Below are 13,253 nucleotides of genomic sequence, written 5' to 3'. Positions count from 1 at the left end.
AATCTCCATATTGGTACGCCCGCGCGGCCTGCCCACCGAACTGGCCCGGAACCGACGAGCGGAACCGTGACGAGAGCAGAGACGCCATCCGTCGACACCGACGCCGCGGCGACCCTGTCGCGCCTGCGCGCCGCGCTCGCCGACGGCAGCTTCGTGCGCGACGGGCGCGTCCTGCCGGAGCGGGAGATCGCCGAGGCGCTGGGCGTCGGCCGACGGGCCGTGCGCCGGGCGCTCGGCGCGCTGGAAGCCGAGGGCGCGCTCTGGCGGCGGCAGGGGCAGGGGACCTTCCTGTCCGCGCCGCCGACGCCCATGGCGCGGCGCTTCGCCGGCCTCGCGAGCCTCACCAGCCCCGCCGAGATCATGGAGGTGCGCCTCGAGATCGAGCCCGTCCTCGCGCGCCATGCGGCCCTGCGCGCCGCGCCGGTCGACGTCGCGGCCATCCGCAAGCTCGCGGAGCGCTCCCGCGCGGCGGAGAGCGACGGCGATTACGAGCGCTGGGACGCGGCCTTCCACCGGCGCATCGCGGAGGCGATGCGCAACGGCCTCTTCCTCGCGGTGTTCGAGGCGATCGAGGCCGTGCGCGACGATCCGGCCTGGCGTCGCCTGCGCGAGGGCACGCGCTCGCCGGCGCGGCGCGAGGCGCTCGGGGCGGAGCACCTCGACATCGTCGAGGCGATCGCCGCGCGGGATCCGGACCGGGCCGAGCGCGCCATGCGCGCCCATCTCGGGGCGGTGGCGCAGTCGCTCGGCCTGCCGGCGGCGTGAGCCGCCGCTTGCGAAGGCGGGGAGGTTGCGCCCACCATGGGCGCGCGCGGCGCGGGGAGAGCGCCGCAGGAGCGAGGACGAGCATGAACGACGAGCGGATCGCCGACGGCGCCATCGCCGACGAGACCGACGCCTTCGACCCGATGGCCGTGATCGAGCGACCGGAGGGGATCGGCCCCGTCGTCCTCGCCTGCGAGCACGCCTCGAACGCCATGCCCGCCGCGTACGACTGGCTCGGCCTGCCGCCGGAGGCGCGCACGGCTCACATCGCCTGGGACCCCGGCGCGCTCGGCGTGTCGCGCCGCCTCTCCGAGCGGCTCGACGCGCCCCTCGTCCATCAGCGCGCCTCGCGGCTGCTGTACGATTGCAACCGCCCGCCGGAGGCCGAGAGCGCCATGCCGGCGACGAGCGAGGTCTACGCGATCCCCGGCAACGCGGAACTGGACGAGGCCGAGCGGGCGCGGCGCGTCGCGCGTTTCTACGAGCCCTGGCGGCGCACGCTGGCGGGCGTGCTCGGCGAGCGTCGGGCCCGGCTCGCGCCGACGGCGCTCGTGACGATCCACAGCTTCACGCCGGTCTATCGCGGCGTCCCGCGCAGCGTCGAGATCGGCATCCTGCACGATGCGGATGCGCGGCTCGCGGACGCGCTCCTCGCCGCCTGCGCCGCGGCGGGCGGCTACGACACGCGCCGCAACGAGCCCTACGGCCCGCAGGACGGCGTCACCCACACGCTGCTCGAGCACGCCCTGCCGCTCGGCCTGCCCAACGTCATGATCGAGGTTCGCAACGACCTCGTCGGCGACGAGGCCGGCGAGGCGCGCGTCGCGGCCTGGCTCGGGGAGCGGCTGGTGGAGGCGCTCGCGTCTCTCGGGATGGCGGCGCGCGGGGCGTCGACGTGAGGCGGGCTCAGGCGACGGTCTCGTCCCGCGCCGCGCAGGCCGGCGAAGCCGCGCCGTAGGCCAGGCTGTCGAGGAACGCGGCGAAGAGCTCGCTCTGCGAGCCGACGCCGAGCTTGGCATAGAGATGCCGACGATGGATCTTGACCGTGGCGACCGAGATCCCGAGCGCCTGCGCGATGGCGCCCGACGGCCTGCCCCTGAGGATGCAGCGCGCGACCTCCGCCTCGCGGGCGGTCAGCGCGCTGGAGCCGAAGCCGTCGATGGCGGCGTCGATGTGCGCGGCGAGGCGCCCGCGCGTCTCCTGCGCCCCGATCTCGACCGCATGCGCCTCGCCGGCGCCCAGCCGCGCCCATTGCCGCGAGAGCAGGTAGCGCACCAGCGGCTCGACCTCGCGCAGCATCTCCAGCTCGGTCTCGCTGAAGGGAGGCCGCTCCGGACCGCGCATCAGCGAGAGGACGACGTAGGCGCCGGCCTCCGTGCGGGCGAAGAAGCCGATTTCCTCGGACAGGGCGCCCGGCTCGTGCGAGACGCAGGGCGAGACGTAGCCCGGATGGGCGCCCGCAGCCGGCTGAGCGTCCTCGGTCACGAGCTCCTCCAGCCGGTACAATCCGGGCGCGACGCCGCGCAGGCAGGCGTCGTAGAAGGGGTCCTCGCGGTAGGCGCCGCGAAGATAGCCGGACAGCGCGGAGCGCTGATCGTCGGACGAGAAGCCGTCGTAGAGGAAGACCGGCCGCCGGTCCGGCGGGTATCCGAAGATCACGGAATGATCGAAGGCCACGAGCGGCCGGAACGCGGCGACGAGGAAGGCGGGGAGTTCGGGCTGCCCCTGGCGCGCGACCACCGCTCCGACGCCGATATTCCAGCGCCGACGCCAATCGCAATCCAGTGGGTGCATCATGACATGGCTCCCAACTCCTGGCAACACAACGCTAGCACCGAGGGGTGAAGGTGTATAGTCCGATGGTGTTAGAGCGTTCTGACACTCTCGGTGTATTGCCAAGGTGACGGTCGGGGCTACGATCGAGGTCCTTCATGCCGCAGCGAGAGCGGGGAGGGGCCCGATGGCGCGACGTCTCGAAGGTTGGAACGCGATCGTCTCCGGCGGCGCCACGGGCGCCGGCGGCGCGGCGTCCGAGATCTTCGCCGCCGAGGGCGCGCACGTCGCCGTCGTCGACGTCAACGCCTCCGAGGCCGAGAGCACGGCCGAGCGCATCCGCGCCGCAGGCCATCGCGCCTTCGCGGTGGAGGCGGACGTCTCCCGCTCCGACCAGGTCGCGCGCGCCGCGGACGCGGTGCTCGCGCGCTTCGGCGGGCGCGTCGACACGCTCTACAATCACGCCGGCACGGTGCTGGTGAAGGACTTTCTCGATACGACCGAGGAGGAGTGGGACTGGATGATGGCGGTGAACGTCAAGTCCATGTTCCTGATGACGCGCGCCTTCGTCCCGGCGATGCTCGCCGCGGGCAAGGGCTCGATCGTGAACACGTCCTCGATCTCGGCGGTGGCGGGCACGGAGAAGGAGGTGCTCTACTGCACCTCGAAGGGCGCCTGCCACATGTTCACGCGCGCGATCGCCATCGAGTATCGGGCCCGGGGGCTGCGTTGCAACGCGGTCTGCCCCGGCTTCATCCGCACGCCGCACGGCCTGCGCGAGCTCCGCGAGCTGCGCGCGCTCGGCGTCGAGGTGAGCGAGGACGACGTCGCGCGCCTGCAGGGCCGGATCTGCGAGCCGCACGAGGTGGCGCGCGCGGCTCTGTTCCTGGCGAGCGACGAGGCGAGCTTCGTCAACGGCGAGACGCTGTTCGTCGACAACGCGTTGCTGGTCGGGACCTGATCCCGACGGCGACGAGCTTCGAAACCAAGAAGAGGGGAAGAGATCATGACGACGACGAGACGCGGTTTCCTGAAGAACGCCGGCGTGGGCGGGGCGGCGGTCGCGGCGAGCAGCCTCGCGGCCCCGGCCGTCCTCGCGCAGCAGCCGATCCGCTGGCGATTCCAGACCTATGCCGGCGCGGCGCTCGGCGAGCACGTGACGAAGCCGATCATCGACCAGATCAACGCCGCCTCGAACGGCGAGCTCGAGATCGAGCTGTTCTACGCCGACCAGCTGGTGCCCACCGGCGAGCTGTTCCAGGCGCTCCAGCGCGGCACGATCGACGCCGTGCATTCCGACGACGACAGCATGGCCTCCCCGACGCCGGTGCGCCAGTTCGGCGGCTACTTCCCCTTCGCGACGCGCCACGCCCTCGACGTGCCGGTGCTGTTCCGCCAGTACGGCCTCGCCGAGATCTGGGACCGGGAATACGAGAAGGTCGGCGTGAAGTGGCTCTCCGCCGCCGGCCAGGACCCGTGCAACTTCAACACCAAGAACCCGATCCGCTCGGTGGCGGACCTCGAGGGCCTGCGGCTCTACACCTTCCCCACCGCCGGGCGCTTCCTGAGCCGCTTCGGCGTCGTGCCGGTGAACATCCCCTACGAGGACGCCGAGGTCGCCGTGCAGACGGGCGAGCTCGACGGCATGGCCTGGTCCGGCATCACCGAGGACTACACCGTCGGCTGGGCGGACGTGACCGACTATTTCTGCACGAACAACATCTCCGGCGCCTGGATCGGCTCCTTCTTCGTCAACCAGCAGCGCTGGGCGGACCTGCCCGATCACCTCAAGGCGCTCGTCCTCGCCGCGGTCGAGAGCGGGCACTTCTACCGGAACCAGTGGTACTGGGGCGGCGAGGCGCGGCTGCGCGCCGAGGGCGACAAGCTCGCGCTCACCTCCATCCCGCAGGAGGAATGGCAGCAGGTCGAGGACGCCGCGGCCGAGTTCTGGGACGAGGTCGCGCAGGAAGGCGAGGTCGAGGCGGAGCTCGTGAACATCTTCCGCGCCTATCGCGAGATCATCAACAGCGCCGGCTATCCCTACAGCCGGACCTGAGACAGACTGACGGGACGCGAGCCGGCCCCGCAGCATCATCCCACCCAGTGGAATCCGGTTGGTGGGCGAGATGATGCTCCGACAGGGAAACGCTGAAGCGCCCGGCCTGATCTCATCAGGTCGGGCGCTCCAGCGCCGGCTCGCGCGCGAGGAGACGGCGGCGGGGAACGCGATGCGCACATTCATGGCCGGGTACGTCCGCGTGGTCGAGCGGCTGAACTACGTCGTCGGCCGCGGGGCCATGTACCTGATCTTCGTCATGATCGCGGTCCTGCTCTGGTCGTCCTTCACCAAGGTCGCGCCCTTCATGCGGCCCTCGCTGTGGACGCTGGAGGTCGCCCAGTACCTGATGGTGGCCTACTTCATCCTGGGCGGGCCCTACTCGATCCAGCTCGGCACCAACGTGCGCATGGACCTGATCTACGGCGCGCTCTCGCCCCGCAGGAAGGCGGCGCTCGACGCGGTCACCGTGTTCTGCCTGATCACCTTCCTGGTCTTCCTGCTCTACGGCGGGCTCAACTCGCTCGCCTATTCGCTGGGCCATTTCTCGGGCCAGGCGGTCCTCTTCCTGAGCGGGCTCGTCACGGCCTTCCTCACCGGCGGCCCGGACGCCGCCGCGACCGAGCTCGGCGTGATGGAGCGCTCGCGCTCGGTCTGGCGCCCGGTCCTGTGGCCGATCAAGCTCGTCATGGTGACCGGAATCGTGCTGATGCTGCTGCAGGCGGTGGCCGAGCTGTTCAAGGACATCGACCACGCGCTCACGGGCCGGCCCCCGAGCGGCCCGCATGCGCCACCGGCGCTCGACCCCCGCGCGCCCGCCCCGGGGGAGGCGACCCGATGAGCTACGAGCTGATCGCCCTGCTGATGTTCTCCTCGATGATGCTGCTGCTCTTCACCGGACAGCGCGTCTTCGCCGCGATCGGCTTCGTCGCCGCCCTCTCCGCCTTCTTCCTCTGGGGCACGGGCGGCTCGGACATCCCCTTCTCGGCGGGCATCAAGCTGATGCGCTGGTACCCGCTGCTCACGCTGCCGATGTTCATCTTCATGGGCTACGTGATGAGCGAGAGCCGCATCGCCGACGACCTCTACAAGATGTTCCACGTCTGGATGGGGCCGGTGAACGGCGGGCTCGCCATCGGCACGATCGGGCTGATGGTGCTGATCTCGGCCATGAACGGCCTCTCGGTGGCCGGCATGGCCATCGGCGCGACGATCGCGCTGCCGGAACTGCTGCGGCGGGGCTACGACAAGATCATGGTCACGGGCGTCATCCAGGCCGGGTCCTCCCTCGGCATCCTGGTGCCGCCCTCCGTCGTGCTCGTGCTCTACGCCATGATCGCGCGCCAGCCCGTGGGCCAGCTCTGGCTCGCGGGGGTGATCCCCGGCCTGATCATGGCGACGCTGTTCGTCGTCTACATCTGGGCGCGCTGCAGGCTGCAGCCGCATCTCGGCCCGGCCCTGCCGAAGGCGGAGCGCAACGTGCCGCTCGCCGAGAAGCTGCGCCTCCTGCGCGCGGGCCTTTTGCCGCTCGTGATCTTCTTCGCGATGATGGTGCCGTTCATCAACGGCTGGACGAGCCTCGTCGAGAGCTCCGCCATCGGCGCCATGACGGCCTTCGCGGCCGCCCTGATCAAGGGCCGCATGACCTGGGCCGTGTTCGAGACCTCGGTGCGCCAGACCCTCGCGATCACCTGCATGTTCATGTGGATCATCCTCGCGGCGCTCGCCTTCGGCGCGGTCTTCGACGGGCTCGGCGCGGTGCGGGCGATCGAGGGCGTGTTCGTCGACCAGCTGCATCTGAGCCCGTGGGTGATCCTCATCCTGATGCAGGCGAGCTTCATCCTGATGGGCACGTTCCTCGACGACACGGCGATGCTCGTCATCGTCGCGCCGCTCTACGTGCCGCTGGTCGGCGCGCTCGGCTTCGATCTCGTCTGGTACGGCATCCTCTACACGATCACCTGCCAGATCGCCTACATGACGCCGCCCTTCGGCTACAATCTCTTCCTGATGCGCGCGATGGCGCCCCCCGAGATCGGCATCCTCGACATCTACCGGTCGATCGTGCCCTTCGTGCTGGTGATGGTGGTGGCCTTGGCGATCGTGATGATCTTCCCGCAGACCGCCCTGTGGCTGCCGGAAGTCGTCTACGGCAAGTGAGAACTGCGACAACGAGAAAGGGGTGCGGGATGGGCGGGATGATGACCTTCGACGAGCTGAAGGCGGCGGTCGCCGCGGACGAGATCGACACCGTGCTCGTCTGCTTCGTCGACATGCAGGGCCGCCTCGTCGGCAAGCGCTTCCACGCGCCCTTCTTCATCGAGGGCGGCGACGAGACCCACGCCTGCGACTACCTGCTGGCCAACGACCTCGAGATGGAGCCGGTGCCGGGCTACGACGTCGCCAACTGGCAGCGCGGCTACGGCGACTTCACCATGAAGCCGGACCTCGCGACCCTGCGGCGGGTACCCTGGCTCGAGGGCACGGCGCTCGTGCTCTGCGACGTCGTCGACCACCACCACCACGACCCGCTGCCGCACTCGCCCCGCGCCATCCTGAAGGCGCAGGTCGCGCGCCTCGCCGAGCGCGGCTGGACCGCGCAATGCGCCACCGAGCTCGAGTTCTATCTGTTCGACGAGAGCTTCCGCGCCATCCACGAGAAGGGCTTCCGCGGCCTCGAGACGGCGGGCGCCTACATCGAGGACTACCACATCCTCCAGACCACCAAGGAAGAGCCGGTGATGCGCGCCATCCGCCGGGGCCTCGCCGGCGCCGGCGTCCCGGTGGAGAACTCGAAGGGCGAATGGGGCCCGGGCCAGGAGGAGATCAACGTCCGCTACACGGACGCGCTGACCATGGCCGACCGCCACGCCATCCTCAAGAACGGCATCAAGGAGATCGCGCACCTCCACGGCAAGGCCGTCACCTTCATGGCGAAGTGGGACTACGACCTCGCCGGCTCGTCGAGCCACGTCCATCTCTCGCTCGCGGACGCGGACAGGCGCCCGCTCTTCCACGACGCGGAAGCCCCGCAGGGCATGTCCCCGCTGATGAAGAGCTTCCTCGCCGGCCAGCTGAAATACGCGCGCGACATCACCCTGCTGCTGGCGCCCTACGTCAATTCCTACAAGCGCTTCCAGGTCGGCACCTTCGCGCCGACGAAGGCCGTGTGGTCGCGCGACAACCGCACCGCCGGCTTCCGGCTCTGCGGCGAGGACACCAGGGCCGTGCGCATCGAGTGCCGGATCGGCGGCGCCGACCTCAACCCGTACCTGGCGCTGGCGGGCCTGATCGCAGCGGGGCTCGCCGGCGTCGAGGAGAACCTCGCACTGGAGCCCGCCTTCGAGGGCGACGCCTATGCCGGGGGCGCCGAGGTGCCCGAGATCCCCAAGACCCTGCGCGAGGCGACGGCGGCGTTCCGCGCGTCGGCGATGCTGAAATCCGCGCTTGGCGAGGGCGTCGTCGCCCATTACGCCCACGGGGCCGACTGGGAGCAGGCGGAATACGACCGCCGCGTCACCGACTGGGAGCTGAAGCGCGGCTTCGAACGCGCCTGAGGACCGCCATGACCCGCAATGTTCGCATCGTCTCGCCCGTCGACGGCTCGATCGTCGCCGAGCGCCCGCTCGCCGACGACGCCGCGCTGGACGCGGCGCTCGCTGCCGCCCGCGAAGCCCAGCGCGCCTGGCGCGCGACGCCGATCCCCGCCCGCGCCGAGATCCTCACCCGCGCCGTCGACGCCATGCTCGCCATGGCCGACGAGATCGTCCCCGAGCTCGCCTGGCAGATGGGCCGGCCGGTCCGCTACGGCATGGGCGAGTTGCGCGGCTTCGAGGAGCGTGCGCGCCACATGATCGCCATCGCCGAGGAGGCGCTCGCCCCGATCCGCCCGGAGGCGATGGAGGGCTTCACCCGCTTCATCGCTCGCGGGCCGCTGGGCACCGTGCTCGTCATCGCGCCGTGGAACTACCCGTTCCTCACGGCGGTGAACTCCATCGTCCCCGCGCTGATGGCCGGCAACGCGGTCGTCCTCAAGCACGCGACGCAGACGCTGCTCGTCGGCGAGCGTTTCGCGCAGGCCTTCGCGAAGGCGGGCCTGCCGGAGGGGCTCTTCGCCAACCTCGTGCTGAGCCATACCCAAGCCGCCCGCGCCATCGGCTCGGGGCTCGTGCATCAGGTGAACTTCACCGGCTCCGTCGAAGGCGGGCGGGCGATGGAGGCGGCGGCGTCCGGCCGCTTCATCGGGGTCGGTCTCGAGCTCGGCGGCAAGGATCCCGCCTACGTTCGCGCCGACGCCGATCTCGAGCATGCGATCGAGACGCTCGTCGACGGCGCCATGTTCAATTCCGGCCAGTCCTGCTGCGGCATCGAGCGGATCTACGTCGAGGAGGCGGTCTACGACCGCTTCGTCGAGGGCGCGGTGGCGCTGACGCGCGGCTACGTGCTCGACACGCCGCTCGACGAGGCCACCACCCTCGGGCCCATGGTCACCGCCGCCGGCGCCGATTTCGTGCGCGGGCAGGTGGCGGAGGCCGTGCGCGCCGGCGCGAGCGCGCTGATCGACCCCGCCGCCTTCCCCCGCGACGCCGCCGGCTCGACCTGGATGGCCCCGCAGATCGTCGTCGACGTCGACCACTCCATGTCGCTGATGTGCGAGGAGAGCTTCGGCCCGGTCGTCGGCATCATGAAGGTGCGCGGCGAGGACGAGGCGATCCGGCTGATGAACGACAGCGATTACGGCCTCTCGGCGGCGATCTTCACCCGCGACCTCGAGGCCGCGGCCCGGATCGGCGCGGCGCTCGAGACCGGCACCGTCTTCGCCAATCGCTGCGACTATCTCGACCCGGCGCTCGCCTGGACCGGCGTGAAGAACACCGGTCGCGGGGCGACGCTCTCGCGCCTCGGCTACGAGACGCTGACGCGCCCGAAATCCTTCCACCTGCGCCATCCCGGCTGATCCCGCACAAGCCGGCCTCTCGAGCGAGAACGAGCCCTCTCATGTCCGTCAGAGCCAACTGGAGCTACCCCACCGCCGTGCGCTTCGGCGCCGGCCGCCTGTCCGAGCTGGGCGAGGCCTGCCGCGCCGCCGGCATGAGCCGTCCCCTCGTCGTCACCGATCCCGTCGTCGCGGGCCTGCCCATCGCCGAACGGGCCATGGCCGTCCTGCGCGAGGCGGGCCTCGCGGCCGAGATGTTCTCGGACGTCGCGCCGAACCCGGTGGGCGCCAACGTCGAGGCCGGCGTCGCGGCCTACCGCGCCGGCGGGCACGACGGCGTCGTCGCCTTCGGCGGCGGCTCGGCGCTCGACGTGGGCAAGCTGATCGCCTTCATGCAGGCGCAGACGCGCCCGATCTGGGATTTCGAGGACATCGGCGACTGGTGGACGCGCGCGACGCCCGACGGCATCGCGCCCATCGTCGCCGTGCCGACCACGGCGGGCACGGGCTCCGAGGTCGGCCGCGCCGGCGTCGTCACCAACGAGGCGATCCGCACCAAGAAGGTGATCTTCCACCCGAAGATGCTGCCCGCCGTCGTGATCTGCGATCCCGAGCTCACGGTGGGCATGCCGCGCGTCGTCACGGTGGGCACCGGCATGGACGCGCTCGCCCATTGTCTCGAGGCCTATTGCGCGCCCTCCTACCACCCGATGTCGGAGGGCATCGCGCTGGAGGGCATGCGCCTCGTCAAGGAGGCCCTGCCGAAGGTCGCGGCGGACGGGTCCGACATCGCCGCGCGGGGCGACATGATGAGCGCCGCCGCCATGGGCGCCGTCGCCTTCCAGAAGGGGCTCGGCGCGATCCACTCGCTCTCGCACCCGGTGGGCGCGCTCCATCACACGCATCACGGCATGACGAACGCCGTGTTCATGCCCTACGTGCTCGTCCACAACCGCCCGGCGATCGAGGCGAAGTGCCGCCGGCTCGCGGCCTTCCTCGGCCTGCAGGGCGGCTTCGACGGCCTTCTCGCCTGGGTCTTGAAGCTGCGCGAGGAGCTCGGCGTGCCGCACGGCCTGCGCGGCCTCTCGGAGGCGATCGACCCGGCGGCCGCGGACGAAGTCGCGGCGATGGCGGTAGTCGACCCGACGGCGGGCGGTAATCCGGTCCCGCTCGACGAAGCGGGCGCGAAGGCGATCTTCCTGGCGGCCTGGGACGAGCGGCTCTGAGGCGGCCGTGCCCGGGCTCAGTTCCGGGCCTCCCGCATCAGCGCCCGAGCGACGTCGTCGGGGTCCACGGGCTTCTCGCAGCGCACCCGCCCGGAATAGCGGCTCGGCAGCACCTCGCTGCCGTAGCCGGTCGCAAAGACGAAGGGCACGCCGCGCGCCGACAGCGCATCGGCGACGGGAAAGACCATCTCGCCCTTCAGGTTGATGTCGAGCACGGCGGCGTCGAGGGCGGGCGTCGCCTCCGTCAGCCGCAGCGCCTGCGCGACGCTCGTCGCCGGCCCGACCACGCGCGCGCCGCGCCGTTCCAGGGCGTGGACGAGGTCGTCCGCCACGAAGAACTCGTCCTCCGCGACGAGAACGATGCGGCCGGCGAGGCTGGAGAGGTCGGTCATCGCTGCCTCCCGCGTTGCGCGCGACCGGACTGCGCTGCTGTCGCCCCGGGGACAACGTGGCTGTCCGCCGGACGGTTCATCCGCGCGGCCGCGGCTTAACCCGGCCGAAACCGCGGCGTGCGAAGAGAGCGGCAACCCTCGCAGGATCAACGGTGCGCGCCGTGCGGGCGCGCCGGGAGACGCCATGGCCTTCGTCGAGCTCACCGAGAACAACGTCGTCAAGTCCAAGGTGCTGATCAACGTCGCCCACATCGTCAAGGTGGAGACCCGCCGCGACGGGCCGGGCAGCGTCGTCTACACCACGCCCAAGGCCGACGGGAACAACGCCGTCTACGTCACCGAGACCTACGAGACGATCCGCGCGAGGCTCACCGGCGAGCCCGCGCCCGGTCGCCGCGACCGCCCCGCCACGGGCGAGCTGCGCCTCGCCTGAGCGCACCCGATCGAACCGTTCACGGCCACGCTCCGTCGAAGGCGAGAGATCGTTTCCCGCCGGAGACCCGCCGTGACCCGCCGCACCCGCACCGCTCCGCTCGCCACGCTGCTCGCCGCCCTCGCGCTCGGCGCGGGGCTCGTCCTCGTCGCCCCGCTGATCGCGAGCCCCGCGCAGGCGGCGGACGCCACCTGCTCGCCCCGCAAGAGCGCGCCGACGGCCTGCGCCTGAGACAGCGTCACGACGGCGGGCAGGGCTCGCCGGTGACGCGCCAGCTCATCACGTTGACCTCGATCGTGCACTCCGCGATGCGCGCGCCCGGCCCCCGGCCGAGGCAGACGCGCTCCCCCACCTCGTAGGCCTCGCCGAAGGCCCGGCACATGCAGGCGTGCTCTCCGGGGAAAGGGTTCGCGGCCGGCGCCACGCGCGGCGCCTCCTGCGCCGCGGCCGAGGCGGCGAGGAGCAGAGCCGGCGCGAGAACGGCGAAACGGCGCATGGCGACCTCCGGTGGGGCTTGCCCGCCCATGCTCTCGCCGCGCCGCCGCCGCGTCAACGGGCGACGCGCGACCCGTCGCCCCGGGCGCCACGATCGCGCGCCCTCACAGCCGCGCCAGCCGCTCCGTCAAGAGCGCGAAGAAGCCGTCGGCGTCGACGTCGCGCAGCATGGTCGCGTTGGGGGCCTCCTCGGTGACGCCCCACCAGTCGGTCACGGTCATGCCCCGCGTCAGCTCCGAGCCGGTCTCCACCGCCACCGCGACGCGCTTGCCCCGGAACAGGTCCGGCCGCAGCAGGTAGGCGATCACGCAGGGGTCGTGCAGCGGCCCGCCGTCGGTGCCGTATTTCTGCTCGTCGAAGCGCTCGAAGAAGTCGAGCCAGCCGGCCACCGCCTGGGCCACCGGCGACCCGAGCGCACGGATCGCGGCCGTCCGCTTCGCGGTCGTGAGCGCCTGGTGCGTGCAGTCGAGCGGGATGAAGGTCACGTCCGCGCCCGACTGGAACACCCGCTGCGCCGCCTCCGGGTCGACGTAGATGTTGAATTCCGCCGCCGGCGTGCGGTTGCCGCCCTCGAACACGCCTCCGCCCATCAGGACGATGCCTTGAAGGCGCTCGGCGATGCGCGGCTCCTTGGCCAGCGCCAGCGCGATGTTGGTGAGCGGCGCGAGCGGGCAGAGCGTGACGCTCTTCTCCGGTCGGCTCATCACCGTCTCGACGATGAAGTCCGCCGCGTGGCGCGCATCGAGCGGCATGGTCGGCTCGGGGAGATCGGCGCCGTCGAGCCCGGTCTTGCCGTGCACGTATTCCGCGGTCACGAGCGGGCGCAGCAGCGGCCGGTCCGCCCCCGCGAAGGCGGGCACGTCCGTGCGCCCGGCGAGCTCGAGCACCTTGCGCACGTTCACCGCGGTGCGCGCCAGGGGCACGTTTCCGGCCACCGCGCACACGCCCAGGACCTCGATCTCCGGCGAGGCCAGCGCGAGCAGGATGGCGATCGCGTCGTCCTGTCCCGGATCGGTGTCGATGATGATCGCGCGCGCCATGAAATCGCCTCCGACGGCCCGCAAAGCGGGGCAACACGGAATCTAGGGCTAAGCGCGCCGGAGCGTGGGCGCAACCCCGTGGACGGGTTCGGGCTTGGCAGGCGCGCGTGGTATTGGTACGGTCCTCCTGTCGGGCG

15 protein-coding genes are annotated in these 13,253 nt (G+C 71.4%); 11 read left to right on the top strand and 4 right to left on the bottom strand.

Features of this window, described 5'->3' with window-relative positions:
* The first annotated feature begins 66 nt into the window (after positions 1-66).
* Positions 67-765 (top strand): FCD domain-containing protein, encoded by a 699-nt coding sequence (locus ABL310_RS12280; protein WP_349371957.1) that lies wholly within the window; start codon positions 67-69, stop codon positions 763-765.
* Between the two features lie 143 nt (positions 766-908).
* Positions 909-1,664 (top strand): N-formylglutamate amidohydrolase, encoded by a 756-nt coding sequence (locus ABL310_RS12275; RefSeq protein ID WP_349372049.1) that lies wholly within the window; start codon positions 909-911, stop codon positions 1,662-1,664.
* A 7-nt stretch (positions 1,665-1,671) separates the two neighbouring features.
* On the opposite strand, the gene ABL310_RS12270 is transcribed toward ABL310_RS12275, so the two are convergent.
* Positions 1,672-2,562: a helix-turn-helix transcriptional regulator gene (locus ABL310_RS12270; RefSeq protein ID WP_349371956.1), complete on the bottom strand. Its 891-nt coding sequence runs from the start codon at positions 2,560-2,562 to the stop codon at positions 1,672-1,674.
* Positions 2,563-2,725: 163 nt separating this feature from the next.
* Here ABL310_RS12270 and ABL310_RS12265 point away from each other — a divergent pair, with 163 nt between their 5' ends.
* The 7 genes from ABL310_RS12265 (at position 2,726) to ABL310_RS12235 (ending at position 10,756) form a co-directional block, all read left to right on the top strand.
* Positions 2,726-3,499, top strand: a complete 774-nt coding sequence (locus ABL310_RS12265) for an SDR family oxidoreductase (protein WP_349371955.1) — start codon at positions 2,726-2,728, stop codon at positions 3,497-3,499.
* Positions 3,500-3,544: 45 nt separating this feature from the next.
* Positions 3,545-4,594 carry a TRAP transporter substrate-binding protein gene (locus tag ABL310_RS12260; protein ID WP_349371954.1) on the top strand — a complete coding sequence of 350 codons (1,050 nt, stop codon included), beginning with the start codon at positions 3,545-3,547 and terminating at the stop codon, positions 4,592-4,594.
* Positions 4,595-4,778: 184 nt separating this feature from the next.
* Complete coding sequence (locus tag ABL310_RS12255; protein WP_349371953.1) at positions 4,779-5,435, top strand: TRAP transporter small permease subunit; 657 nt, start codon at positions 4,779-4,781, stop codon at positions 5,433-5,435.
* Positions 5,432-6,754 carry a TRAP transporter large permease subunit gene (locus ABL310_RS12250; protein WP_349371952.1) on the top strand — a complete coding sequence of 441 codons (1,323 nt, stop codon included), beginning with the start codon at positions 5,432-5,434 and terminating at the stop codon, positions 6,752-6,754. The genes ABL310_RS12255 and ABL310_RS12250 overlap by 4 nt, the downstream gene beginning before the upstream one ends.
* Positions 6,755-6,783: 29 nt before the next feature.
* A complete protein-coding gene (locus ABL310_RS12245) occupies positions 6,784-8,151 on the top strand; it encodes a glutamine synthetase family protein (RefSeq protein ID WP_349371951.1) in 1,368 nt (455 codons plus the stop codon).
* 8 nt (positions 8,152-8,159) lie between these two features.
* Positions 8,160-9,551, top strand: coding sequence for an aldehyde dehydrogenase family protein (locus ABL310_RS12240; protein ID WP_349371950.1), 1,392 nt, complete (start codon positions 8,160-8,162; stop codon positions 9,549-9,551).
* Between the two features lie 41 nt (positions 9,552-9,592).
* The gene (locus tag ABL310_RS12235) at positions 9,593-10,756 is read left to right on the top strand and encodes an iron-containing alcohol dehydrogenase (RefSeq protein WP_349371949.1); all 1,164 of its coding nucleotides are present in this window, start codon (positions 9,593-9,595) and stop codon (positions 10,754-10,756) included.
* A gap of 17 nt (positions 10,757-10,773) precedes the next feature.
* Here the strand turns inward: ABL310_RS12235 and ABL310_RS12230 are convergent, their stop codons facing one another.
* Positions 10,774-11,148: a response regulator gene (locus ABL310_RS12230; RefSeq protein WP_349371948.1), complete on the bottom strand. Its 375-nt coding sequence runs from the start codon at positions 11,146-11,148 to the stop codon at positions 10,774-10,776.
* Positions 11,149-11,332: 184 nt separating this feature from the next.
* Here ABL310_RS12230 and ABL310_RS12225 point away from each other — a divergent pair, with 184 nt between their 5' ends.
* Entirely contained in the window at positions 11,333-11,581 is a 249-nt protein-coding gene (locus ABL310_RS12225; RefSeq protein WP_349371947.1) for a hypothetical protein, read from the top strand.
* Positions 11,582-11,653: 72 nt separating this feature from the next.
* Positions 11,654-11,812 (top strand): hypothetical protein, encoded by a 159-nt coding sequence (locus tag ABL310_RS12220; protein WP_349371946.1) that lies wholly within the window; start codon positions 11,654-11,656, stop codon positions 11,810-11,812.
* Positions 11,813-11,819: 7 nt separating this feature from the next.
* Here the strand turns inward: ABL310_RS12220 and ABL310_RS12215 are convergent, their stop codons facing one another.
* Positions 11,820-12,077 carry a hypothetical protein gene (locus ABL310_RS12215; protein WP_349371945.1) on the bottom strand — a complete coding sequence of 86 codons (258 nt, stop codon included), beginning with the start codon at positions 12,075-12,077 and terminating at the stop codon, positions 11,820-11,822.
* Positions 12,078-12,180: 103 nt separating this feature from the next.
* The gene (locus tag ABL310_RS12210; protein WP_349371944.1) at positions 12,181-13,116 is read right to left on the bottom strand and encodes a nucleoside hydrolase; all 936 of its coding nucleotides are present in this window, start codon (positions 13,114-13,116) and stop codon (positions 12,181-12,183) included.
* Between the last annotated feature and the right edge of the window lie 137 nt (positions 13,117-13,253).

The organism is Salinarimonas sp., assembly GCF_040111675.1.
Taxonomy (GTDB): Bacteria; Pseudomonadota; Alphaproteobacteria; order Rhizobiales; family Beijerinckiaceae; genus Salinarimonas.
Note: the sequence above shows the minus strand (reverse complement) of the source record. Positions and strands in the feature narration are given on the sequence as shown.